This window comes from Thauera sp. WH-1, from assembly GCF_047806685.1.
GTDB lineage: Bacteria > Pseudomonadota > Gammaproteobacteria > Burkholderiales > Rhodocyclaceae > Thauera.
The window spans coordinates 53,687-76,512 of record NZ_JBLQGP010000019.1 but is presented as its reverse complement, the minus strand read 5'-3'; the positions used below and the strand labels follow the sequence as shown (position 1 = coordinate 76,512).

Annotated in this window: 32 protein-coding genes; 21 read left to right on the top strand and 11 right to left on the bottom strand. The window is 60.0% G+C overall.

Features of this window, described 5'->3' with window-relative positions; genetic code table 11:
* Window positions 1–141: 141 nt before the first annotated feature.
* Window positions 142–621 (bottom strand): hypothetical protein, encoded by a 480-nt coding sequence (locus ACMV5O_RS17000; RefSeq protein ID WP_416164582.1) that lies wholly within the window; start codon window positions 619–621, stop codon window positions 142–144.
* A 293-nt stretch (window positions 622–914) separates the two neighbouring features.
* Here ACMV5O_RS17000 and ACMV5O_RS16995 point away from each other — a divergent pair, with 293 nt between their 5' ends.
* Both ACMV5O_RS16995 and ACMV5O_RS16990 read left to right on the top strand, forming a co-directional pair.
* Window positions 915–1,577, top strand: a complete 663-nt coding sequence (locus ACMV5O_RS16995) for a hypothetical protein (protein ID WP_416164581.1) — start codon at window positions 915–917, stop codon at window positions 1,575–1,577.
* Window positions 1,578–1,589: 12 nt separating this feature from the next.
* On the top strand, window positions 1,590–2,048 hold the full coding sequence (locus tag ACMV5O_RS16990) for a hypothetical protein (RefSeq protein WP_416164580.1): 459 nt from the start codon (window positions 1,590–1,592) through the stop codon (window positions 2,046–2,048).
* A gap of 178 nt (window positions 2,049–2,226) precedes the next feature.
* Here ACMV5O_RS16990 and ACMV5O_RS16985 read toward each other — a convergent pair whose 3' ends face one another.
* Both ACMV5O_RS16985 and ACMV5O_RS16980 read right to left on the bottom strand, forming a co-directional pair.
* The gene (locus tag ACMV5O_RS16985; protein WP_416164579.1) at window positions 2,227–2,724 is read right to left on the bottom strand and encodes a hypothetical protein; all 498 of its coding nucleotides are present in this window, start codon (window positions 2,722–2,724) and stop codon (window positions 2,227–2,229) included.
* Between the two features lie 46 nt (window positions 2,725–2,770).
* Window positions 2,771–3,142, bottom strand: coding sequence for a hypothetical protein (locus ACMV5O_RS16980; RefSeq protein WP_416164578.1), 372 nt, complete (start codon window positions 3,140–3,142; stop codon window positions 2,771–2,773).
* A gap of 652 nt (window positions 3,143–3,794) precedes the next feature.
* Here ACMV5O_RS16980 and ACMV5O_RS16975 point away from each other — a divergent pair.
* The 4 genes from ACMV5O_RS16975 to ACMV5O_RS16960 are packed head-to-tail and all read left to right on the top strand — an operon-like array spanning window position 3,795 to window position 5,379.
* Window positions 3,795–4,052 carry a hypothetical protein gene (locus ACMV5O_RS16975; RefSeq protein WP_416164577.1) on the top strand — a complete coding sequence of 86 codons (258 nt, stop codon included), beginning with the start codon at window positions 3,795–3,797 and terminating at the stop codon, window positions 4,050–4,052.
* Window positions 4,053–4,107: 55 nt separating this feature from the next.
* The gene (locus ACMV5O_RS16970; RefSeq protein ID WP_416164576.1) at window positions 4,108–4,713 is read left to right on the top strand and encodes a hypothetical protein; all 606 of its coding nucleotides are present in this window, start codon (window positions 4,108–4,110) and stop codon (window positions 4,711–4,713) included.
* Window positions 4,706–5,050, top strand: coding sequence for a hypothetical protein (locus tag ACMV5O_RS16965; protein ID WP_416164592.1), 345 nt, complete (start codon window positions 4,706–4,708; stop codon window positions 5,048–5,050). Before ACMV5O_RS16970 ends, ACMV5O_RS16965 begins: the two co-directional genes overlap by 8 nt.
* Before the next feature lie 53 nt (window positions 5,051–5,103).
* Window positions 5,104–5,379: a hypothetical protein gene (locus ACMV5O_RS16960; RefSeq protein WP_416164575.1), complete on the top strand. Its 276-nt coding sequence runs from the start codon at window positions 5,104–5,106 to the stop codon at window positions 5,377–5,379.
* Window positions 5,380–5,458: 79 nt separating this feature from the next.
* Here the strand turns inward: ACMV5O_RS16960 and ACMV5O_RS16955 are convergent, their stop codons facing one another.
* On the bottom strand, window positions 5,459–6,121 hold the full coding sequence (locus ACMV5O_RS16955; protein ID WP_416164574.1) for an ATP-binding protein: 663 nt from the start codon (window positions 6,119–6,121) through the stop codon (window positions 5,459–5,461).
* Between the two features lie 352 nt (window positions 6,122–6,473).
* Between ACMV5O_RS16955 and ACMV5O_RS16950 the strand changes: the two genes are divergently transcribed.
* On the top strand, window positions 6,474–6,725 hold the full coding sequence (locus ACMV5O_RS16950; protein WP_416164573.1) for a hypothetical protein: 252 nt from the start codon (window positions 6,474–6,476) through the stop codon (window positions 6,723–6,725).
* A complete protein-coding gene (locus ACMV5O_RS16945) occupies window positions 6,709–6,921 on the top strand; it encodes a hypothetical protein (protein ID WP_416164572.1) in 213 nt (70 codons plus the stop codon). Before ACMV5O_RS16950 ends, ACMV5O_RS16945 begins: the two co-directional genes overlap by 17 nt.
* A 15-nt stretch (window positions 6,922–6,936) precedes the next feature.
* Here ACMV5O_RS16945 and ACMV5O_RS16940 read toward each other — a convergent pair whose 3' ends face one another.
* Window positions 6,937–7,455, bottom strand: a complete 519-nt coding sequence (locus ACMV5O_RS16940; protein ID WP_416164571.1) for a hypothetical protein — start codon at window positions 7,453–7,455, stop codon at window positions 6,937–6,939.
* Window positions 7,456–7,655: 200 nt separating this feature from the next.
* On the opposite strand from ACMV5O_RS16940, the gene ACMV5O_RS16935 reads away from it, so the two are divergent.
* The 6 genes from ACMV5O_RS16935 (at window position 7,656) to ACMV5O_RS16910 (ending at window position 15,718) form a co-directional block, all read left to right on the top strand.
* Complete coding sequence (locus ACMV5O_RS16935) at window positions 7,656–8,294, top strand: hypothetical protein (RefSeq protein ID WP_416164570.1); 639 nt, start codon at window positions 7,656–7,658, stop codon at window positions 8,292–8,294.
* 458 nt (window positions 8,295–8,752) lie between these two features.
* Window positions 8,753–12,493: an ATP-binding protein gene (locus ACMV5O_RS16930; RefSeq protein WP_416164569.1), complete on the top strand. Its 3,741-nt coding sequence runs from the start codon at window positions 8,753–8,755 to the stop codon at window positions 12,491–12,493.
* Entirely contained in the window at window positions 12,486–13,112 is a 627-nt protein-coding gene (locus ACMV5O_RS16925) for a condensin complex protein MksE (RefSeq protein WP_416164568.1), read from the top strand. Before ACMV5O_RS16930 ends, ACMV5O_RS16925 begins: the two co-directional genes overlap by 8 nt.
* Window positions 13,113–13,120: 8 nt before the next feature.
* A complete protein-coding gene (locus ACMV5O_RS16920) occupies window positions 13,121–14,320 on the top strand; it encodes a hypothetical protein (RefSeq protein ID WP_416164567.1) in 1,200 nt (399 codons plus the stop codon).
* On the top strand, window positions 14,305–15,183 hold the full coding sequence (locus ACMV5O_RS16915) for a hypothetical protein (RefSeq protein WP_416164566.1): 879 nt from the start codon (window positions 14,305–14,307) through the stop codon (window positions 15,181–15,183). Before ACMV5O_RS16920 ends, ACMV5O_RS16915 begins: the two co-directional genes overlap by 16 nt.
* A gap of 103 nt (window positions 15,184–15,286) precedes the next feature.
* Window positions 15,287–15,718, top strand: a complete 432-nt coding sequence (locus ACMV5O_RS16910; protein WP_416164565.1) for a hypothetical protein — start codon at window positions 15,287–15,289, stop codon at window positions 15,716–15,718.
* A gap of 79 nt (window positions 15,719–15,797) precedes the next feature.
* On the opposite strand, the gene ACMV5O_RS16905 is transcribed toward ACMV5O_RS16910, so the two are convergent.
* The 6 genes from ACMV5O_RS16905 to ACMV5O_RS16880 form a co-directional block, all read right to left on the bottom strand.
* Window positions 15,798–16,016 (bottom strand): hypothetical protein, encoded by a 219-nt coding sequence (locus ACMV5O_RS16905; RefSeq protein WP_416164564.1) that lies wholly within the window; start codon window positions 16,014–16,016, stop codon window positions 15,798–15,800.
* Between the two features lie 55 nt (window positions 16,017–16,071).
* Window positions 16,072–16,323, bottom strand: a complete 252-nt coding sequence (locus tag ACMV5O_RS16900; protein WP_416164563.1) for a hypothetical protein — start codon at window positions 16,321–16,323, stop codon at window positions 16,072–16,074.
* 432 nt (window positions 16,324–16,755) lie between these two features.
* Window positions 16,756–17,097, bottom strand: coding sequence for a hypothetical protein (locus ACMV5O_RS16895; protein ID WP_416164562.1), 342 nt, complete (start codon window positions 17,095–17,097; stop codon window positions 16,756–16,758).
* Window positions 17,098–17,222: 125 nt separating this feature from the next.
* Window positions 17,223–17,444: a hypothetical protein gene (locus ACMV5O_RS16890; protein ID WP_416164590.1), complete on the bottom strand. Its 222-nt coding sequence runs from the start codon at window positions 17,442–17,444 to the stop codon at window positions 17,223–17,225.
* 18 nt (window positions 17,445–17,462) lie between these two features.
* Complete coding sequence (locus tag ACMV5O_RS16885; RefSeq protein WP_416164561.1) at window positions 17,463–17,702, bottom strand: hypothetical protein; 240 nt, start codon at window positions 17,700–17,702, stop codon at window positions 17,463–17,465.
* Window positions 17,699–18,040: a hypothetical protein gene (locus ACMV5O_RS16880; protein ID WP_416164560.1), complete on the bottom strand. Its 342-nt coding sequence runs from the start codon at window positions 18,038–18,040 to the stop codon at window positions 17,699–17,701. Before ACMV5O_RS16880 ends, ACMV5O_RS16885 begins: the two co-directional genes overlap by 4 nt.
* Before the next feature lie 546 nt (window positions 18,041–18,586).
* On the opposite strand from ACMV5O_RS16880, the gene ACMV5O_RS16875 reads away from it, so the two are divergent.
* The 7 genes from ACMV5O_RS16875 to ACMV5O_RS16845 all read left to right on the top strand — a co-directional run bounded on the left by ACMV5O_RS16875 (window position 18,587) and on the right by ACMV5O_RS16845 (window position 22,825).
* Window positions 18,587–19,471 carry a hypothetical protein gene (locus tag ACMV5O_RS16875; protein WP_416164559.1) on the top strand — a complete coding sequence of 295 codons (885 nt, stop codon included), beginning with the start codon at window positions 18,587–18,589 and terminating at the stop codon, window positions 19,469–19,471.
* A gap of 581 nt (window positions 19,472–20,052) precedes the next feature.
* A complete protein-coding gene (locus ACMV5O_RS16870; protein ID WP_416164558.1) occupies window positions 20,053–20,289 on the top strand; it encodes a hypothetical protein in 237 nt (78 codons plus the stop codon).
* Window positions 20,286–21,056, top strand: a complete 771-nt coding sequence (locus ACMV5O_RS16865) for a hypothetical protein (RefSeq protein WP_416164557.1) — start codon at window positions 20,286–20,288, stop codon at window positions 21,054–21,056. Before ACMV5O_RS16870 ends, ACMV5O_RS16865 begins: the two co-directional genes overlap by 4 nt.
* A 139-nt stretch (window positions 21,057–21,195) precedes the next feature.
* Window positions 21,196–21,606 carry a hypothetical protein gene (locus ACMV5O_RS16860; protein WP_416164556.1) on the top strand — a complete coding sequence of 137 codons (411 nt, stop codon included), beginning with the start codon at window positions 21,196–21,198 and terminating at the stop codon, window positions 21,604–21,606.
* Between the two features lie 40 nt (window positions 21,607–21,646).
* Window positions 21,647–21,853, top strand: a complete 207-nt coding sequence (locus ACMV5O_RS16855; RefSeq protein WP_416164555.1) for a hypothetical protein — start codon at window positions 21,647–21,649, stop codon at window positions 21,851–21,853.
* Between the two features lie 175 nt (window positions 21,854–22,028).
* On the top strand, window positions 22,029–22,562 hold the full coding sequence (locus ACMV5O_RS16850) for a hypothetical protein (RefSeq protein WP_416164554.1): 534 nt from the start codon (window positions 22,029–22,031) through the stop codon (window positions 22,560–22,562).
* 2 nt (window positions 22,563–22,564) lie between these two features.
* Window positions 22,565–22,825: a hypothetical protein gene (locus ACMV5O_RS16845; RefSeq protein ID WP_416164553.1), complete on the top strand. Its 261-nt coding sequence runs from the start codon at window positions 22,565–22,567 to the stop codon at window positions 22,823–22,825.
* Window position 22,826: the final 1 nt, after the last annotated feature.

The following is a 22,826-nucleotide window of genomic DNA, read 5'->3' as shown; positions in this document are numbered from 1 at the left end:
CGCGTAAATACGGGGGCTGCTTGGCATGGCGACTCCTTCCGAGTGGTGCGCGAGGCTGTCATGCCGAGCGCGTGAGAAACATTCTATGCGGTCGCTTCATCAGTCCAAAACAAAGCGGGTTTTCGCTTCAAGCCATGGCCACTAGAGCGTCGGCAGCACAAAATCCTTCGCATTCCATCGATCGATGGCGGCCCGCAGCGCTCTCCCAAAATGCTCGACCCTCTCTTTCTCGACCGTCCACTGCAACCCGAGCCAATACGTCGAGATGACGGGGTCCGGCCGAAGCCAATGCAACTGCATCGGATCCACAATGAAGACCTTGCCCTTGGAGACGCGATGTCCATGCGGGTCAGATGCCGTGCCGTAGCTGTACTCGCCACCTTCCACCGTCAACGTGAAGAACATCGAGCCCTCCCAGTCGGGATCGCAATGGGGCCAAGCGTCAGACGCGAAGATGATATCCGACCGTACCCCGTCAACAGCCAGTTCAGGCGGGCCAAAACACACATCGATAGATTGCGGCTCCAAGGTGTCAAGCCGCTCCCGCAAGGCGGCGCTCAGCGGGAATTGTCGAGTTTCGAGATCCAGGTTGCCCCAGCCTCCTGTGTGAGCGTTACCCACGGGTTTCTCCTGAATACTGCCGAGCCAATGACACTGAATCGGAGTGTGCACAGATGCTGGTTTCACCATTGCGCTCGAAAACCGCCACCCCTTCCACTCGAAAGCCTGCCAGCTATTCCAGATCACAGCAGGCCATCGGCGGCAAGAACCCACGTCCCATAAGACGAACCCTGCCGCACTGCCTGTATTCGCTCATGTTCTGCCAACTCCTTGCAAGGTTTTCAGTTCGCTTTCCCGGCGAACGTCCGCAGGTCTTGACTGGCCGGCGATTTCTACTCGAGGAGTCAAACATCATGGAAGTGACCATCAACCACGCGCAACAACTCTACGTCATCAGCCGCGGGCAGGGCGTCTCCTGCTGGGGTTTCACGAATGCATTCGAGGAAACCAGGTTGCTCGCGCAGCGCCTCTCGCGCCCCGAACTCAATCCCTCCGATGCTGAGTTTGGCGCGCTTACCGTGCTCGACAAGCATCGCGCGCTCGTCGATATCGCCCGCACTGCAGGCGACCTCGGCACCTGGTTCCGCGCCTCAACCCCCGAAAAGGTGAAACGGATCATCAACCGTCTCATCCACACCGACGAGCTCGTACGCCTGTTCTACGGGGACCCGAACACCGGCAAGATGGATGTCACGGAGTTTGAGGTGCTGGGGCGGATCGGCCGAAGCGGCGGCATTCTCAAGGTGCCTCTTTTGCTCGAAGAGCAGTCCTCGTTCGGCGGGCCCATCCGCGACGATCACATCCTCCGGATCGTCCGCGTTTCCGACCGCAAGGTGCTCTACACAGCTCCACGTTTCGTCATGCCGACGTTTTCGATCTTCGGGTGCGACGACAAGTGCTATCCCTACGCGGTGAACGTGGACGGCGAGTTGTACGCGCGCTTCTCCACCTACGCGAAAGCGTGCGCCTGGGTCGCCTTCATGGGCGGCGAGATCTTCAGTCAGCCTGAAGCATGACGAGGCCCGCCCATGAACGCACGTGTTCAAGCTGGCCAACGTCCTGCCAACCCACTCACGCCTGCACTCGTTCGCTGTCAGCGTGTGATGGCACGCGCGGGCTGGGAAATCGAGTATGTGGACCTGGACTTTACCCGTCCGAAGCCCGCTGCTGAGCTCAAGATCATGCGATCGGACGGCCGCTGGCTCTGGGCGAAAGTGGACACCTTGGGCCGCTGCACGATCGAGACGTTTCATCGTGAGCGCACGCTCGGCATGTCGCGTAACCAGAAAGGCCCCCGGCCCCTTGTCCCCATCGTCGAGGACACCTTCCTTGGCCGTCAGCATCCCGCCGGCCCCAGGCAGATGTTGCGTCTGGTGACCTCCTACGTTTCGGACAACGCGCTCTCACAAGTTCCACTGCCGGAAATTCGAGAGGCTTGGGCAGCCATCATGCCGGCCCCTGTGCACTGGGCTCGCGCCTTGAACTGATTTCTACCACCCGACACCCGAGGCCTCGCTTCGGGTGTGCTTTTTTGGGCGGTAGCTCCCTCTTCTTACCGAGATGCGCCACGACATCGGATGTGCTCGATGCTGCCGAGACACTGCATCCCGTGCTTCCGAGCGCCGAATGAATCGAGCTCCTCGCGCTTGTCGGTGGGCTGAAATTTCAGCTCAACTGAAGCGTCATCTCCAGCCTGTTATGCCATTCTTGAGCCTCATGTGAATCCAAGGAGCCAACTTTATAGAGCGGCTTTTCCTCATCGTTGGTGAGGAACACAAGATGGTTTTTCGTCTTGCGCCCATTACGATCGATCCACTCCCACTCAAGGCCCCTGATTTGATCAAAGGCCAGTTCCCATTGTTCATAGTGTGTCAAGAAAATGATGTTCCTCGTGTTCTTGTCAACAATTGCGCCCGTATTTTCGCCTTTTATATAACGATCCATGGCGATGCCTTTCTTTTTTGCGATACGCTCAGCTTTACGCTTGAGCAATACGCCCGAACCGTGATCAATAAGTTTCGGCCATATGAGAAGAAACGAAAAGGGAACCAACGCCCCAATAAACCAGAGAACTAATTTGAAAAGGAACTCGCCGGCCGACTCAGCGGCAAACATCGCGCGGAACATAAGGAGAATGGCGCGAATAATATTAAAGATGAACACAGTTTGATCTCGTTACTAGAATGTCGAATGACAGTGACGGCCCGCTTCAGTCGCCCATGTAGTGGCAACTGGGGATCCCGATCATCGGTTTGAAGTCGTCCAGCTTTGAGTTCCGATCGACTTCTTGCAGGTTCCAGGCGGTCTTCTGACCTGCGCTCTTGGCGGCTGCAGGGCTGAGGGTGCTGATCGTCATCAGGTACTTGGACGTCGGGACCGTCTCCATCTGCCCCGAGGTGAGTTTTTTCGCTTCTGCGGCGCTCAGCAGCTTCAGTTCCGTAACGGTGCCACGCTCGTCATCGCCGCAGCTCGTGTCCCCTGCACCCTGGTATTCGAGGATCTGTTTCGCGGTAGGCGCCGCGTGCAGTGCGGTGGCCGCCAGTGAGATGGTGAGGCCGACGAGGATCGTTGTGAGTTTCATGTTTAGGGCTTTCTCCAGGTAAGTGGGTTAGACGTTGTAGGTCGGCGCTGAACGGGTGGGTGACCGCCGAGTAGCCGGGGTCGAGTTCAGGTTCCGGCTCGCCGATCTGCGGGTTTTTGCTTTGGAACGGCCAGAACCCCTGAGCTCCAGGACGACGTAAACCGCCCAAGTGTAAACAGCGCGTGTTTTCAGGTAGAGATCGCTATTCGATGGGATTATGCGATTGGAGAAATCAAGTTCACGAGGGCTTACTTCACACTTTCTGCCGTTACTTCCGCTGTTGTACTCGTGAAAGAGATGCCCAAGCCGCGCAGGAAGCTCACGACCCTCCGGCGCAACAGCGCTGTCGGCATCATGGAGGGCGCGATCACGGTCCCCTCAGGTGGCTGTTTGGTGCTCCTCGTGACAGCCTTTCGCGTCGGGGGAACACGAGGACGTAGTGATAGGGGCGCAGAACGCACGGCTCCTTACGGTCTTTCTACCTCCCCCTCGCCCGGTGCGTCGCACGCCTCGCAGATGTGCATCCCGGCCTTCTTTGTCTTCTGAGTCAGAGCGGACGAGGGCTGCCTGATGAGTCGTCGTCCTGCGGCGGCGAAGATGTCAACAGCCGAGCTCCCCGAGCCGTATATCGGCGTGACGATCGCTACCAAGCATGCAAGGACTCTTTGCTATCGCTCATATGCCCACCATCGAAGGAATCGACATGGCCAACCCAAACAACTGCTCAACCTGTGATCACAAGCAGCACCCCGATGACGGGCATTGCTACATGTTCCGTGATGAACCGCAAGACGTCTGCATGCAGCACACCGCACGCAAACGCGCATTCTTCAGCTTCGTGCAGCTTGTCTCCGACACGAATGCTCACGAGCCGCCGCGGACCACGTCGTCTGGCTCCGAGCATCACTGACACGTTCACACCGCAGGCATCCCTGACCGGATGCTCACACTCAAAGGACCGCATCATGAAGAGCATCACCCAAGGCCCCTGGAAATGGAGCCATCACACGAACACCCTCAGCGAAGCCAACGAGGCCGTGCTGATGGCATCGCCCAACGGCGACAGCGCTGCCGTCGTGATAGCGCTCGGACCAGATTGGCAAGAGCCGCTGCGCTGCGATATCGAGCACGCGAAAGCCATGCTGCTGATCGAAGCCGTCCCCGAGATGCGCGACGCACTCCTCGATCTGGTCGGAGCACTCGCGAAACACCATCCTGGCGGAGTGCTTCCCGAAGTCGCGAGCGCGCTTAAGAGCGCTCAAGCCCTCGTCGAGCGCATCGCTCCCGTCCGCCTCCCCGGTGCATGGGAGAAAATCGAGGGGCAAGAAAATCTCTACGTCAAAACGTACGCATCCCCCGGCGTCTGGATCGAAGCCCACATCGCGGGTTCGCGAATCAGTCTGCGAGCCAAGCGTGAATTCTTGCTGCGCGGCGTCATGAAGGCAGCGATCGAAGTGGGTCGCGCCAACGTACATGCCTGCGACCAACTCGAGATCGACGCTGCGATTCGGGAACTCGAGCAACGTCTCGACGAGGCGCTCTGTTCGGCAAAGGAGAACGATCATGCGTGAAGGCAAACCCTCCAAACGCTTTGGTCACCTCGGGCTCCATAACGTAAACCTAGGCGGCGCTGGCTCCCCCGTGCTGATCAAGCTCTACGGCACCGAGGACCAGGTGATCGCAACGCTGACGGAAGAGCAGGGCGCCTGCATCGACCCCGGGCACCTGGACTTTTTCGAAGGACCGAACTGCCGGCCCGCCCGATACGCGTCATGCCTGGTCGAGATCCTCGCCGACGGCACGAAGCACATCGTTCACGATAATCCAAAAGCCCTTGCGGCCGATCCTGAAGCTTGGATCGAGTTTCTGGGGGACTGGGTGTATCGCCACCAGCATCAACCGACCTGACTTCGCCGCTAACGCGCCACAATTTCTTCAACCTTCTCCAGCAGAGAGGCGAAATGGAAACACAACCCACCATCGGTATCACGACCGAAGCGGGACAGCTTTACGTCCTCACACCAGTCCCTATGAAAACCATGCCAAGTCACCATCCGGACACCTGGCTGCGCTTCATGGGCAGGCATGTCCCCGGCACGCAGCTCCCGGAATCGACGCAGGATCGCATCCAGGCCTTCATGCGCAAGCACCGCACCGAAGCGCTTCGCGATGCCCATGGCGTCACCTATACCTTGGCCGGCGGAATGCTTGCCACATGTCACACCGAAGTGGTTTAGCAATGCGCCACTTCGGATGACTGATCAATAACCCCCCCAGCCCGATCGTCTTCGACGACCGGGCTTTTTCATTCGGGCTCTAGTATCTCCCGCCGTCCATTCCGAAGAGCGGGACACTCATTAGCCCCCCTCCCACCAACCCCAAGGCACCAACGAAGAACTCTCGTTTTCCCCGCGGCGGATACACCAGTGTCGTTGCCCCGCGTACCGCCAGACCAGCAAGCTTCGGCGCCTTCTCGCCCAACGCGTACCCGTGCGCATGCCGCCCGGAAATCACCATTCCGAGCTTCAAGTACGCGCCCCGATTCACCGCAGAGGCCGAGTCATCGAAGAGATCGTCCATCACTTGCGTCGCCATCAGAAGGAAGTGCCCCTCGCGATGCGACCACTCGATCCACTCCCGTGCCACGTCCCGAGAGGCGACCATGGCGGCTGCCTCGTCGGCAATGACGAGCGACCCCCTGGGCAGATCCGCACACACGCTGCACAAGTCGTCCATCGGCGCAACAGCGCGCGCATCGATCCGTAATCCGAACTCCGAGCGCAGATTCCGGTAGAGCACTGGCGCCAGATCCATAGGCGAAGCTTTCCTTGAGTCCCCAGTGACCAGTTCGGGCGGCAGCGCGACACAAACATGGGGGACGCCCTGCTTGAGCGCCTGGTGCGCAAGATGCATGGCGAGGACGCTCTTCCCTGTTCCGGCCATGCCGACCAGAAGCGCTGCGGGCTGGCTCCGGCTCAAGGCGAGCTCTCGCTTTGTTGAAGGTTCTTCCCCAACTGCAACGCTCAGGCTGAAGACCAGCCTCAATGGCGCGACAACTGGGCGTTCCAGGTTAGCTTCTACGCTCCCAACTGCTTCCATCACCCTCTCTCACGACGAACGCAACACCTTCTCTTATACCGTCCCGCCTTGTCGTTCCCAAAAGAAACCCGCTATTTCTCGCATGCAGTCCCTCTGATTTGGCCACCTTTCGGGGCTCGATGCTTATCGAGCTGAGTTCCCCTAACAGCTTTGCAATGCCAACCGGGCCCGCGCACGCGGATCCGCTTCCTGCTTCCCGTAACCGGCAAGCAAATAACCGAAAGGAGTCCTCATGCAATACGAAGCAGCACGCGTCCTGCTGGGCGCAGATGGTCGCGAGAGCGCTGAATTTCCGCAGTGCTTTGAAACGTATCAACAGGCGCTCGAGTACATCGACACCACGCCTGTTTCCAAGGATGGCGTACGCCCCTGGATTCGCGACACCCACGTGCGCGATGGTGAATTCATGGTGATCGGTGGAAAACACTACTGGATGCCCATCGACGCAGCCCCTACCGGAGACGGCCATGCGTTCCACCAATGACAGCCGCCGCGATCGCCTGCCAGTCAAGGTCGGTGCAGGGTTGCTCGACACGCCGATGACGCCCGAGCAAGCGCAACGCTGGGGTGAGCACAACATGCCCTCAGGGTTGCGAGCCGCTGGGTTCAAGGTCCGTGTCGTCCGCTCCGATCCGCAGATGCATGGCGGCACTTGGTTGCGGGTGAACTACGGCAAGTAAACCTCTCGCCGGCCTTCAGTGAGCAAATCTCTCGGAATTCTCAACATGACAAAACAAGTGATCTCTTTTCAGCAATTCGCTGACGATCTTCGCGCCTGCGTCCTCTGCGCGGTCAATCAGTTCGTCGAGGCAAGAACCGGCCAGCCCCTGGCAGCCGGATGGTGCACCCTTGAAATGCAGTCCCTTCTGACCGAACTTGAGCAGCCCGCTCAAAAGCTCGCCCAGCGAATCAACGCGCAGCGCTTCGACACGCTCGAAATTCTCGTTCCCGACGCTGCCGGCACGCCCGTCAAACTCGCCTCGCATCCAGCCTGGTTCTGGAAGTTCCGGAGCGACGCTGGAGCGCGCCACGCCGGCTTCATAATTGGCCGCGACCTTCGCGATGCTGTTTCCCGCGTGCTTACCTCGACGTTGCCCAACGGGCAACTCTTTGGCGAGGCGTACCAGGTTCCGATCGACGTCCTCGACGAAGCGCCCGGCAATCGGCAATCGACGCTGGTGCTCGAGCGCCCGGGACTTCGTCTCGAGTTTCATTCGCTTTAAGCGCGAGCACACGCGCTCTCACACCTCCCCCCCAACGCTCCACAGGCATCGCCTGCGGAGCGTTTTTTGTTCATGGCGCCGAGATGGCGTATCTTGAATGAGCCTTGATCCTTGGACTCACTTTCAAGGTGATCCCGCCCGTTTGCGCTTGATGCGATTCGGGTTGCTCATTCTCAAACCTCGAGACCGACATGCAGAAAGCCTTCAATCTCGTAAATAGCCTATGGGTCTCGGTCGACTTCGCAGACGTCATGGCAGGACGGGCCGAACCGCCGTGGGTCAATCACGACCGGATCGATTTTTCCGCGCTTGCTGAGCTGCTGGCGCGTTCCTTCGAGTACGGTCCTCCTGTGCGTATCCGTGTTCCCAATGACACGATCGATCAGGCCACTGTTCACGCGCGGATGGGCGTCATTCCGCTCCGCCCAGGGGCAAAACCGGGCGATCCCGCATGTACCGATTTCGGTGATGCGCTCCTCGTTGCATCGCGAAAAAACACTGACGCCGTCATTGACGTCCGTCAGTCGTGGGCACCCATGCATTATTTGCCGAACCGCGCGAAAGCCCCGCCTCCGTTGGTCCTGCCCTTCGTGATGGAAGCCGTCGATTTCGAAGACGCAGCGATAAGCGCCGCCTCGATGCTTCCCATTCTCGGCCTGCCGATGCCTCCGATTTTCCCGGAAGGCGAAGCGGCAAGAGCCAAGCGCCAAGAACAGCCCGGACGGCTTCCTGCTGCGTTGCGCAAGGGCCTCGAGGACCTCTTCGGCTGTAAGTTCGAGTCGACTGCGTTCTTGAATCGACTTGCCTCAGAGCCCATGCCCTTGGGCTGAACCCTTGTACAGCCGCGCAATCGATCTCCCTTCCTCACTTTGTCGCACCGGGAATGCCTCGCATGGACTCGCTTTTTTCCCAGCCCCCCGCTTTGTCATACCTGAGCCTCGCCACGAGCAGCTCTAATATGTGCATCACCGTGGCGATCCTTCTGACTGCCTCGTCGCTCGGCATCCATTGGGCAGCGGCCCCCTTCAGGACAATACCTCGTCATGTGCCCCGCGTCTTCTCGGTCACGCCGGTGAACAAGAGCCAAGGGAGGAGGCGCGCAAACCTCGACTCAATCCGTGACTCAGACCCCGTGCGCGTTTGAGCCTGCTCAAACACCTGCCCACCGGGCCCCTCTTTCTGAGAGCCCGGGGGGTCTTTAATCGGATTGCCCTTTTCTTGCGCATTATTTGACCTTCAAGAGGAAACCCCCAACCATAGGGCATCTTTTCTCCAAAGGCAGCGCCTCATGCGCACTGACGACTTCCACCTGGAACGCATCATTCTGATCGACTCGTATCGACAGGGTGATATCGTCGAAGTCCGGCTCGATGGGCATGTCAACGTCAACGGCATCAATGCCGCTGGGAAGACCACGCTCTTGCGCACCATCCCGCTCTTCTACGGCGAGCTGGCTGCCCGAATGCTCAAGGGTGAACAGAGCAAGAAAGCCTTCACCGACCACTACCTGCCGCGCAGCACGTCTTACATCGTCTTCGAGTACGCCCGCCGCGGGCAGCTCTGCATGGCCGTGCTGCACTCGAATGCGACCGGCGAGAGCGTGCAGTATCGCTTCATCGCGACGGGGTACAGCCGGGATCTCTTCGTCGTCGGGCAATCGATCGTCGAGAGCAATACCCAGCTCTACCGCCATGTCGAAAAAAACGGCTTTCAGTGCACGAGGGCTCTCACTCGCAGCGAGTACCGCTCCATCATCCAGAACGACGTCGATCGCCGCGAACTGCGCAGCCTGGCCGCACAATTCGCCTTCACGGGCAGCGGGAGTCGGCTCTCGCACATCGACCGGATCGTCACCGGCATGTTTGTGCGGGCAGCAACGTTCCGCGATCTGCGGTCGATCATCGTGTCGAGCATCGCGCAGGAAGAGGGCGCGCTCGAGATCAGGGCACAACGCGATCAGATGGACAACTGGTTGCGCGATCACGATGCTTACCTGGACGTAATGAACGAGGCACCCCGGGTCGCAGCGCTGATAGACGCCAGCAAGGCGCGTTCGGCGGCGATTGCCTCGTTGAGCCTGACCAAAGGGCACCTCATCGCGCTCGAGCGGGCCTGCTCGACACAGCTTCAAGCGGTCAAGAAGGGGCTCGAGGCCCTCGAGGAGCAAGTCGCAACCGAACGCGCACAAGTCGCGCAGAAGTCGGCCGAGACGAATGGGCGCCTGACAGCCCAGGGTGAAGCGCTCAAGCAGGCGCGTGCCCAACTAGAGCGTCTGGACGCGCAGGCCAAGCGCTATCAGGACGAGCAGTTCGAGAACCGTGCGCAGGATGAGGAACGTCTGCCTTCGGTGCAAGCGGATCTCGAGATGCAGGAAAAATCCCTTGGCGCATTGGTTGGGAACCAGCGCAGCGTGACCGAAGAGTACGAACGGCTCGAGTTGCAAGCCGATCAGCGCACGAAAGCAAAGATCGCAGACATCGAAAAGGACAGGGCCCCAATCTACGAAGAAATCGACCGACTCAAGGGTGACTGCGAAGCGCACTACCAAGGCCTCGAGTCGGTGTTGCGCAAAGAGCATGAGCGCGCCCTTCATGAAGCCCACGAGGAGGCGAGGGGCTACGCTGAACGGATTGGTTGGCTCAACGGCCGCATCAACGATGCCCAGGCCAGCCCCGAGCTCGTCATGCAGAAGGAGGCCAAGGACGACGAATGCGAAAAGGCTCGCTGCACGCTTGAGCAATCCCGAAAGGCCCGTGAGGATACTCAACGCGCACGACAAGCTGAAAAGGCACGCTTTGAAGACGCTGACCGCCAGCTTGGGCGGATTCACGCGCGACTCCAGGAACACAAGGGCGCATTGCAAGGCGCGATGCAGATGGGCGATGCAGCGCCGGGCACGCTGATTCACTTTCTTCGCGCTCAAGTCCCTGACTGGCGTGAGAGCATCGGCAAGCTGGCTTCGCGCGAGCTGTTACTGCGCACCGATCTCGTTCCCGAGATCGACGAAGCGCCAAAGCAGAGCCTGTACGGCGTGCGCCTGCGGCTCGACCGCATTGAAGCGCCCTGGCACGCCCACGAAGAAACGATCGAGGCGCGTATCGCCCAGTTAAAGAGCGAAATCGATGCTGAGCAAGCGCGTCACGCCGCGCAGGAATCCGTGCTCGGGCAGGCAAGGGCTGCACTCGATGCCGCCGTCAAAGCCGAAGAAGACGCTTCGCGGGCCTACCAGACTGCCGATGAGCGGCTTCGCCGCCTATCCGGTGAGCAACAATCCTTGAAACGACAGATCGAGGAAAGCCGCACGCGAGCGAAGAAGCAGGCCGAAGAAGAGCGCCGCGATGTCGCCGCGCAGCAAAAGGCGCTCGAGCTCGAAATCCAACAGATGCAGACTGCCTTCGATCGCACCGTCCGCGAGAACGCAGCAGCCCGCCAGCAAGCCTTGAACGCAATTGAAGAAACCAAGAGAGGCAAGCTCGCCGCGATCGAAGCGACCATCCAGAGGGAGCGGGCGGAACTGGCGGCCGAACTCGAGCGACTCAAGGCGGAGCGTCATCGCAGCCTTGCCGCCAAAGGCATCGATCCCGACACGCTTTCCCGTCTCGAGACTGCAATCACCACCCTTCGAGCGACGATCGACCGAATTCGTAAGGATATCCCTGTCATCGCGCAGTATCGCGTGTGGCTTGAAACCCAGTGGCCTCAGCGCTCGGCCTATCTCACACAGGTGGAGACCATCGAGGCCGACGTGCGCCGGCTCAAGGACGAGCTCACGCGGATTCAAGCCGACGGCGAGCGGCGAAATGCGGCGCTCATGAAGGAACTCGATTCTCTCGAAAAGCAGGAGCACCGCATCGGCGGCGAACTCTCGGCCGCGAGGGTCCGCATCGAAAAGCTCTCCAACGTGCGCGAGGACGCGGATGCGGCCCACGCTGACCATGACGCAGCCCATACGCTCGCTTATCTCGACGAGATCAAGCGTACCAGCGAGAGCGCTCGGCTTGATGCAGAGAAGAAGATCGAAGACGACGTCGGTGTCATCCTGCGTGCTTTCACGAAGCATCGCGGAACGGCCCCCGACCGCTTCTACGAGAGCTATCGCAGCGATTTGGCGGCACACAGCAAGCGCGGGCGGGAATGGTTGCCCGCGATCCAGGAATGGTTTGCTAGCCGGCACCTCGAGGCGCGTCGTGTCTTGCGTGATGGCGCGTCTTTGCTGGGGCAGACTGTCGATGAGTTCTACAACGCTTTGCGCACCTTCAAGACGCGCACGCAGAGCTTTTCTCGGGAGCTCCAGACCTGCATCGATTCCTCGGCCGACTTCGAGAAGATCACCAACGTCCAGGCCCGCATCCAAACCACCGTCGATACCCTCAACTACTGGCCCAGCATTCAAGCGCTAAGTGAGGAGTTCAGGTTGTGGGTCGAACGCCAGGACGATGACTTGCCTCACCAGGAGTTCTGCCAGGCCTTGCGCCGGGTATCTCAATGCTTCGAACGCGAGAACACACTCTCCGCGGACCTCGTCGACCTCATCCAGCTTGAGATCGACCTGGTGGAGAACGGCCGGCACGTGACCGTGCGCGACGAGAAAACGCTCGAGCACGTGAGCTCCAACGGCATCTCCTACCTGATCCTCATCGTGTTGTTCCTGGGCTTCCTGCAGCGTGTGCGAAAGGACGCCCACGTGCAGGTGGTCTGCGCAGTCGACGAGCTCAAGAATCTTGATCTCGGCAACACCGAGCGGCTCTTCAGCCTGCTCGATCGGCATCGCGTGACCTTGATCAGCGCATTCCCCGATGCCGACCCCGAGGTGCTGCGTCTCTTCGCGCACCGCTACACGATCCTGGAAGAGCGCCGGATCGCCAGTGTCGTGTTGGATGACGACCTGGAACCCGCACAGCCTCGCGAAGAGCAGTCGCTCGACAGCACGCAGTTTGCGCAGGCAGAAGAACCCGATGGAAGCACTGAGCCTGTGCTCGAGCCTGACCGCCTCGCAACCCCGCTCGAGGAGGATCCCGACCATGTTTGATGTGATCGCCATGCGGCTTCTCGCCGGCAAGTTCCTCTGCGAAACCACGGCTCCCGAAGCCTTTCGCGCACTCGAAGAGGACGCAATGCGAAACGACGTCGATGCGTACCTGCGGCGGGTCGGTCGCCGGCTCGCCTGCACGGCAGGCGGGTACGCCTACTACATGGCCTTTGAGCGCATCGGAACCGATGAACGTACGGAAGTGAAGCGTCTCTTTGCCGAGATCAAGCACGAGCTGCGTCCGATGGTGAACTTCCTGAAATTCGTCATGCAGGCGCTCAGAAACGAGGAGGCTCCGTCTCCCGGCGAGCGGATCGACTACCCGACCATTCTGGGCGCCGTCACTGCACATCCGCAACTCGTCGACGAGCTGCGCAATTTCGCGGCACTGGGGCGAGATTTCACCGCCGCGGACTCGACACCCCGGGCGATGCTCGACAAGGTCTTCGGCCAGGTCGTGAAAAGTGGCTATCTGGTCCAGCTCGATCGGGATCGTGAGGTCTACGCCTTCACGGGCAAGCTCGATTTTCTGCTCGAGGTCATCGAGTTCCTGATGGCAAACGAGAAGATCGTCGAAGATGCACCCGACGATCAGTCTGATCAATTGCGAATGCTATGACACGCGACGTGACTGTCACGCTCTTCGAGCGTCTCCATGCTCACCGGCATCTCGTCGCCGAGGCCTACCATCAAGGCTCGGTCCTCCGGACCGACGACAATCGAAGGGCGATAGAGATCCTGCAGCAGCAACGGGTCTTAGTGCCGCATTCCCCGGACGAGTATCGGCTGCACAGCAGCTTGCGGCGCTTTCTCGCCTCGGCCTTCAGTTCGCACCGCATCCTTCAGAGCTCAGGCGACATTGGCGCGATCTTCGCTCACCTGGAAAAGCTGACCGACTTCTACATTGCGGCCTTCAACGAAGACGATCAGGCCGCAACGGACAGCTACGAAGACGAGATCTCGCAGACCGTTTTCGAGATCAACGACAGCCTCCAGGGCTTCATCACCAACCTGCAGGCGAACATCGAAACCCGGTTCGCGGCCGTCACTTCGCTGGCCGCCAAGAAACTGCAAAATGAGTTTTACCTAGCCGCTACGCATACGCTCGTTCAGGTGCTCGAGTCCTTCCATCTCTCGGATCTCCTCGAGCGCATCCAGGCGTTTCCTCGCATCGAAACGCTCTTGCGAACACAGCTTTTTGCCCGCATCCCGGTCTTTCGAAGCACGCTTCAGACCATCTACGAGACGCTGCGCCAGTTTCTCTTCGAGTTCCGCAAAATCGAAGCCCGCGCCAAGCGCATCCAGCAGATGTGGCTCTTCCTGAAGAAGACCCCCGACTACGAGCCCCGCGCATGGGACAACGCTTCGGATCTGCCGGCCTGGCTCGAACGCTCGCCAGGTCTTCCGATTGCAACGCACCCAGACGTCTCGGATACTGCTTGCGAGGACACGCTGGTCGAGCTCGCCCAATCAATCAAGGCGGATCAGAGCCCGCGCAAACGACGCGAGGCGGGCGCCCTCACCGCGGAGGAAGTCCCCGCAAAGGTCATCGTCAAGGTGCCAGCGCACGTCCTTGCCCTTCGACAGATGCTCAAGGATGCCAAGGCATCCGAAGCGCCCGTATCCGTGCGGCAATGGCGGAATCAGCACGCAACGGAGCTCGAGCTCGACGACACGCTCTGGCTGGAGCTCGCGCTCGATGTGCTCGCCAAGAAGACCAGCATCACCAAAGGTCTTGAGGTCGGCTACAACGAACACTCTCGCGAGGGGCCGTTCTCGACTGGAAACATTCTCATCAAGGATCTGAGCCTGTGGAAAAGCGCCTGATCGACACATTGATCCGCATCGTTCAGAGCCCCGAGACTCAATTCATGGATGGCGCCGGCCTGAAGGATTTTCGTCAACGCTACGGAATCGGTTTCCCCGTCGGCACCACCCGCGTGCGTTTCTCCGACAAGGACAAGGCCGAGATTGCGTCGCTGCTCAAGGCCAAGGCCGGCATCGACACCGACCAGGTGAAGCCCGGCGCTTGGCAAGGCCTCACCCGCGCCGAGGCGCTGGATCTGGGGCACAACGAAAAGCTCGCCCGAGGCGCAGTCAAACGAGACAGGATCTCGGTCAAAGCGGTTCCTGGGCACGCCTTGAAACTCTCCGGTCGGCATCTGAGCCTGCCCGTATATGCCCATGTGGACATCAACTGGCGGGAAATCGGTGCCCTCGGGCATCCTGTCGCCCTGGTGGTCGAGAACTACGAGGTGTTCGATGGCCTGCATCGCACCGAGGTGGCCTCAGCGCTCGCAAACGCCGGGTACACGGACGCCTTGGTCATCTACCGCGGCGACGCTACCGAGAGCCGTAAGGACAACGTGCTGGCGTTTCTCGCGGCCTTCGAGTTGCCGGTTATCCTCTTCGGCGACATCGACCCGGCGAGCCTCGTCGAGGCCTCCAGGTTCCCCGGCGTGTGCGCGATTACCGTACCGGCCGATCCAGTTGCGGCCTTCAAGGAATTCGGGAATGGAACGCTCTACACACGCCAGGTGGGCCAGCTTGGGCCTGCCTTCGAGCGGCTCCTCAACTCGGCCTCACCGGGGCTTCGCGCGGCAAGCGGCTGGGTGCATGCGCATCGCAAGGGGCTCGTGCAGGAAAGCATGATTGGGCGTGATCTACGACTCTCAATACTGACAGCATGAATATCCATGGGAGTGCGCAATGAGTGTTTGGCGATATCGAGACGAGGCCATACGCCACGGATGGGAATTCCTGGACCTTGCACATGAAAGGGACAAAACCCACTTGTTCGAGGCCATCAAGAACAATCGAGCTGGCTTCGACGAATTCCTGCTCCGAAATCAAACCGCAATCCTGAACCTCGTCGAAGCAACCCCCTCTCGCCGGTCGGCGCAACTTCGAAGGTTGGCGCCGAAGGATGATCTGACCCAAATGGCTTTGATCCTAGCTGCTTGGCAGCACTGCAGAAAAGCAGTCCTCGCCTATGACTGGCTGATGGATCACGAGAGTCGTTTCACTCCTGGCAGGCCTTACCGAAAAGAAACAGCCTCCCAAGGGCTCCTTTTCGACGACCTGCGAAAGCGTGCTATCACTCGCTGGCCGTTTCAGTGGGGCGCATCACCGTTCATCGAAGAAGCCAAAAGGAGAGAGCCTTGCGGAGCTAACGATTACAACGAGGTGATGGACGAATACAATCCTGAAACTGGGCTTTATTAGTCTCTCAGGCTCCCCGTAAACGAAAAAACACCACCGAGCGAAGCCGGGTGGTGTTGGGGGGAGTGAGACGCTCAGCCAGTTAAATCTGGCCGATATCGCAGGGGCGTGGCGCCCAGTGGGTTGCGTGCTGATAAATTTCTGGTTGATCCGACGGATCCTCGTAGTAACACTCGTTGAGGGTCTCAGTCTTCACGTCGAAAAATTGCTCGCCATCAAAATCGACGCCATCTGTGTAGATCAGCACCCGATGATATTGATCCGGGTCCGGCATCTGTACGGTCAGTTTGATGAAGTTCATGTTCTTGTATGGTCTCCTTGGATCGTATGAAGCTACGAGAGCGCTCTTGATTTCTTCATCCGTCCTGCCTGGTAAGCTCGTCAATGCGCCGCTGAATCACAGCGGGGTTGCCGCTCGCAGCGCACGGGTCGAAAAGTCCGACTTCTTCGGCGTAACGATCGAAGGTCTCTTTGCTTTCACGCGCAGCAGTCTTAAAGGTTGCTGCTGACGGGCTGCGAGTTTGGTAGCTGACCTGATTGCCACTGCACGTCACACGGTAAGCCCAGCCGCCTAGCAGGGTAGAAAATGTCTTGATCGTCTTGCTCATCATGTACCTCAAGGATCAAATGATGGGGCGCAGCGCCCCGAATACGATGGCAAAAGCTTGCGTTTCTTGTGCTCACATACGCGAGATTCTAGGAATGCGTCTTGTCCCGAAGTAGTTGATTGAATCGCGTTTGGCCCAATCCGCGCAAGCTCACAGGCTCAAAACCAGTCCGTCTCACACGTTCGCGTCAGCCGCAGTTCGCGCTTGGTCAGCCCCGAGTAGGGCCCACGCGGGGCATTGTCGCGGTCACGCTCGATGTTCCGAATGGCGCGCTTTTTCAGGTAGAGCAGGACGCGTCGGGCCTGCGCTTCACGCGGCGTGCCATCGAAGTCCCAGATCCTCTGCCGCATTCTACGAAGAGCAGCTTCGGACGAGAGGCGCGGACTGGCGCTAGAGCCGCTGGGGATACCTTCGCTTGTCATGGCCGCCCCCTCAGTGAAACTGAAGCGGCCGGTTTACATCCCAGTGCGTGCCCGGGATCTCGAGCCGGATGCGACCAGGTGATTCCTCATCGACTTCGTCGTTGTAGTAGAGGAACACCTCCGCACCTAACGGCGGTAACTTTTCGATGATCTGACCGGCGTGCTCGAACAGATCTTCGGTCTCGTCGGTGTGATCGATTCCATTCTGATCCTCTTCGATCGCGAAGCGCATCAGGCGCTCGTCGATCTCGACCAGTTGGCATACTGCAGTCGCAATGCGTGTGAGGTTATGCGGCTGATCGTCACACAGGTGCCCAAGCGCTGCAGCGGCCCAGATTGCTGCTTTATTCATGTTGAGTCTCCAAGAGAAGGCTTCGCCAAAGGCGAAGGGTTGTCATTGCCTCCTCATGGCACTGCATCGCGCGATATGGGCTTGGCGTCCTATGCTCGAGAACGCCCGGCAAGCCCGCCTGTAGATCAGAGCCCCAGGCTTCTGGCGAATTCCTTGCCCTGATCCGTCGCCGCCCAACACCGTGCATCGTCCTGCTGGACCAGGCCGTGGCGCTCCAGCGCGTGCATCGTGTCGACGTTGCAAACACGGCGACCGTTCACCATCACCGCAGACCCCGCGCCGGGGAGTACCGACCAGCCCTTCCCGACCCACCTCATGACCTTCAACTGCGTTTGCGACAGGCGCATCACTTTCACCCTCGTTCCTTAAACCTCGGTACCGCCGACCCAGACCCCACCCAAGTAGGCCTCGGCACCTTCTTTCGTCAGCTCCTCGAGGAGCTCCGCCTGTTCCACCAGTCGTTCGTGCGTCCATCCCCCAGAGGGTGCGCCGATGCGCTCGAGCACTTCACCATTCAGCGACCGAATCTCCAGCCAATCCCCCTTCAGCAGCGTCAAGATGTCCGGCTCAACGCTTGATCGGATGTCGGTTACGAAGCAGATCATGCCTGTGTGCTCCGATTAGTCCTGTGCCCCGCCAGTCGCGCGTTGAACGTATCGGCGCCATGCCGCGCCACCAGCAGGTCAATCGCACGAAGGGCCAGCGGGCGAATCTGTGCAAGCTTGAAAGCCTTTCCAGAGTCGGGGCGCCCGAGCAGGAGCCCATAAACCATCGACACCACCGCGATGCCCGACTCCGGATCCGAAATCATCCAGTCGCGCCCGGGGCCCCGGTGAAGCGCGAGCCGATGGCTCTGCCCGCCGATCGTTACCGGGAGCGGATTGTAGAGCACCGTTTGAACGATTCCATCCTTGCGGGCAATGGTGAAGCTGGGTTTTGGCATATGCGTTCCTTGCGAGCTGATTCGTGAGCGCCGGCAGCACCGAAGATGGAAAGAAGCATAGCGTCCGGTCCTGTGTGGGGAAAAACATTCGACCCTTTGCCTGTTCGTCCGCGTAACATCCACATAGGAAAATCCTGTCGCCTCGCCGGCAGGCATCCCCCGGCAGTGTGCGGCAAGCCGCTCCTGCCGGGCGTTGCCCGGAGCGTGTTGTGTGGGCGCGTCGTCAAGGCCACGCCGCACTCCCCGCCGTCCGCTCACCGCGGGCGGCCACCGACGGACAGATCACGGAAAACGTCCGCCGACGCTCCGCTGCTGCGCCCCGGACAGCGGCGACCGCGTCGAACCTTGACGAAATATGGGTTTGAGCAGGCTGGTCGCGGGGTGCTGCGCGACCCCGCTGCGCCGGGATGGCAGCCTTATCGACAGACGATCGTCTATCGGAGGGGCAATGTCTGCGCGTTCGCATGGGGTTCCCCCGGTAATGAACGCATTCAACCTGGCGCATCCGTGACGGATCGCCGCAAATGAACCGAAAGGAGCTTCACCATGACGCAAATGACCCGCCGCTATGTCCTCGTCGCCGATCTGGTGTCCACGGAGGGTAATGCTGAGTTTATGAAGGATACGGAGCTCTCTGATCTCGCCCTGTTGGCTGAGACCGCGCTGCTCAAAAGCTGCAAAGACGCACAAGGCGTGACTGTCACGGCGTACGAGCATCTGACGCATGCCTTGATCGGGGAGCAGTTCAACCGTCCTGGGCAAGCGCCTGAACTCGACGGCCATCTGACGTTTCCCGATTGGCGGATTGTCGATGGGAGCGAATCGAGCTTGCCCGGTGGCCTGGATCAGCCCGGTACCGTTGAGCTGTCTCGTTGCGGCTATGGGGCTTGCATGACGGCCGTTTCGCCAACAGGGGACGTGACGATGCTTGGCATCGAGTTCGATGCCGGCGTTCTGAAAATGTACCTGTATGGCCCCGATGCTGAAGGCCCAGACGGCACCACCGAGGAGCCATTGTGCTCTCTGGCTTCAACGCGTGAAGGTGTGATCGTGCATTCCCAGTACGCGCCGTTCGCACGCATGTACACGACCGGGGGCGGTGAGCAGGACGAAGCCCCGTACGATGGCGACGCAGTCATCGCGGCGCTTCGCAAGCCCACTGATCCGAACCAGGAAGGTACGAAAGCGGCCTCGGCCGATGTGCTGCTCGAGCCCGGGTTCTATGTTGGTGCCGCCCAATCGCATGGCGAGAGTAGCGATCCAGATCACGAGGTCGGCGATCTTCAGGACTTCTTGAGGGCCGCATTCAAGATCATGACGCCTGAGCAGCGAAAGGCGTTCGCCCTGGACGAGACTGTGCAACAGACCCTCGAAGGCGCCTTCGGAGACCTGGACCAGTTCGAAGAGATGCTGGCCCGCCTTCGCGAATGAAGGTTCGCGACTTCGCTGCGTACTTATCACTGAATCGTTCGAGACTTCGTTCTCACGTTCGGAGCCATTAGGCGCTGCCGATCCGTAATCAACCCCACAAGCCGCCCAAAACTTCCGTTTTGGCGGCTTTTTTTTCTGGCGGGACGGGCATGCGAAGTGGAAATTCATGAATTTGGAGGTCGTAGCGTAAGATTCCATGCAAGCAAACAGGCTTTGTTCTTTTCGGATAAGTGGATCTGCAGATATGAGAATCACGGTTGAGTTGCAGCGCTCGCGCCGGGAGCGTGCGTTGTATTCGGCGTTGGCGTGGTGGCAGTCATTGCGCCCAGACGGGTGGGATCTGCATGACCATCTGGCGACGCCCGAGATCAACGCAAGCACAGCCCACGAGAAGCAGCTCGCCGTGGCCGTTGCCCGCGCAGTGGAAGTGGGGGCCTTATGAAGAAGTGGTGGTCGAGCCCGGACGCTCGGCTTTATGGCCAGGCTCGGCGCTACCATGAGCACAACGTGTTGCCGTGAGGGCAATGCGACCCATGCATTTGTTGCAGGTAACCCCTGCGCAGTTCTCGAAGGAGCCGATCATGCTTACCGTCGTGAGTGGCGGGCGCAAAGTCCCGCCGGCCGCTGGCCATTTTTCGCATTTGATTGAAGACGCGCTCGAAATCGAAGCGCACCTGTCAGAACCTGAACGTATCGAACCGCTGGTTGCGACGCTCTCACCGATTGAGCGTGGCGTGATCGCGACGCGGCTCTTGCATGACGGGATTGACGAGGTAACGGTACTCGCGCTGCTGAGTACGGTGAAGGAGGGCGCATGAGCCATGTGTTCATCCTCGGAGCCTCGGACGCGGAGATGGATGCGATCGAGGGTTTGCTCAAGGCCAACGGGTATCCATTCGAGCATGCAACGCTCGAACGGCGCCGGGTGAGGGCAGGCAACGCGTACCGCGCGGATGCCACCCGTATCGGCCTTGCGTCGGACTTTGAGCCCGTGTTCGTTGAATGTGCGGTCTCTGGCATCGAGCGTACCAAGGTCATCGATCATCACCGTCCCGGTGACCCCGGTTACGACCGCGGTCCTGCCGACTACTGGACCGGGTCCAGCATCGGTCAGGCCCACGCTTTCCTGGGGATCGATCCCACGGATGAAGCGCGCATCGTGGCGGCTGCGGATCATTGCCCGACAGCGGCTTACCGCGGTCTCTGTCCCGGAGTCGATCCCGAAGCACTGAGGGTCTGGCGACTTCACTCGCGGGCCTCCCGTCGCGGTATTCCCGTGCATGTCGTGGCGGCTGCAATCGAAGACGGCATCGCCCAACTCAGGCGCCTCGATCGCGTCTGCGTCGAAGGCCACGAAATCGCAAACGCAGTCGGGGTCACGATTCCCGAGTTGCCTGAAGCGTCCGCAATCGCCGGCATCCCCGTGATGCATACGCTCAAGGAATTCGAGACGCAACGGCAGAAGGTCAGCCTCCTGGGTGCATCGCCTGAAGCGATCCGCGCCTGGATGACTTGGGCCTCAACCTTTCTAGTCGACGTCTACGGTGCGCCCGAGCGTGGATACGCAGGCGCCTACGCGCCGTAACGACGCCTCAGCGTGCCGGGCACGCTACGCATCGCCGCGGCGGATCCACGCCGGACTGCCGCACGTTCCAACAACTCGCCCAAAGGGATCTCAGTCCCTTCGGGACGACCTTTTGGGCAATACTTCCAAGGAATTCACCATGAAAGTCATTGCCGCAGATATTGGCACGAAACACTTCTGCACCATTCCGGGTTGGCCCTCGAATGACCTCGAGGGGCTCTTCGATGCGCTTGCGCGCTGGGATCTCGACCCGGGGCTGGACTACTCGAATGAGCCTGAATTCGCCGGCAAGCCCGGCGTTGCGCCGTTCAGGAGTCGCGCCTGGGGTCACTGCGTTCAGCAATACGACGAGACGCTTCAGAAGCGCGTGTGGGTCGGCACCCGGCCCATCCATCCAGAGCATCCGGACGCGGTTCGGTATTTCGGCAACTTCCTGGAACACAGCTTCGGGTTCTGGCTCGATACCGACGATCCTGAGTTGATCGCAAGGCTTGACGGTGCGATCGCTGAGAATCTTTGCCGCAGAAGAAAGCGTCTATGTGGCGCGTGACGTTCAGCGCTGTCAGCGCGCACAATTTAGGAGAGTTCAGATGAGCGAAACCTTTGAAATAGCTTCAGATGGCGAGGTCGAAGTTTGTGTGAATCTGGTGGAAAGAACTTCGCCGGTCGTCTGGCGACAGGCCGGCAGTGGTGAGGATCGCTGGAACTCTACCCCTTATCAAAGTGCGGACGTACGTGATGTGCATGATGCGCTCAGGAAGGTGACCCTCTGGCTAGATACGAGCTACGGCATCTGACGTTTTACCTCTAGCCCCTCGAGCTTCGCTTGAGGGGTTTCTCCGTTAACGCGCCTCCACCAATGCTGAGAAGCATAGGGCAGCACAATGCGCCCTATGCAGAGCGCTCGGCGCCTGTCTGTTTATGTTTCGAGTGACCGCTCGGTAAGCTGAAGAGACTCACCAGGAGATCTTCATGTCCGCTGAACCCGAGATTCTCGAATCTGCACAAGCTCCGGCAGCCCCGGCGTGGAAAACGCTCGACCCCAGCAATCCGCCCTTGGCGCTCTCAGTCCTGCCTGGACAGATCGTAGCGCTGATCTTCGGCATCGCAGGCATGGCACGGAACATGAAGTTTGCCCGCCTGAGCGACGTCACCATGCCCGATACCTGGATGCAGGCGGTCGCCAAGGCGGAAGATCTTTCCGAAGAAGGGCTCGAGCACCTGGCTGCGGCGTTGGATCGCGCCGGCCGTATCTCGCTCGAGGATGCGCTCAACTGGATCGTGATCGAAGACCGTGCGATTCGGGCTGCCATCAACGCGGGCGCGAAGAAAAAGCCCAAAGCCGCGTCCAAGATCGCTGTGATGAAGATCATGGGCGGCATCAAATGGCCCGAGTTGAAGGAGGAACTCGCGCTCCTCAGCCCGACATCCCAGATGCGGACCAAGATCGGGGCTGCTGCGCTGCTCGAGCGCAGTGGGCGCGTGGTCGATCCGATCGAGGCTTGAGCATGAAGGCGCCGCCCTCCGATGGTGTTCAAAGCCGCTGCTGGCGCGACGCATTTTCTCGGCGCCTGTCCGATGGACTCATCGTGGCCAGCGCGGTGTCTCTGACCGTGATCGGTATCACCGTGCTCGGTGAATCGGTGTCGGCCCAAGCTGCGGTCGCGATTGTGCTCGCGCTCTACGGCCTGGCCGTTCTGTCCGCGGCGGCGACGGCTTTCTTCGGCCGCTCATTGAGGCGGGAGGGTATGTCGAGGAGAAAGGGGTAGC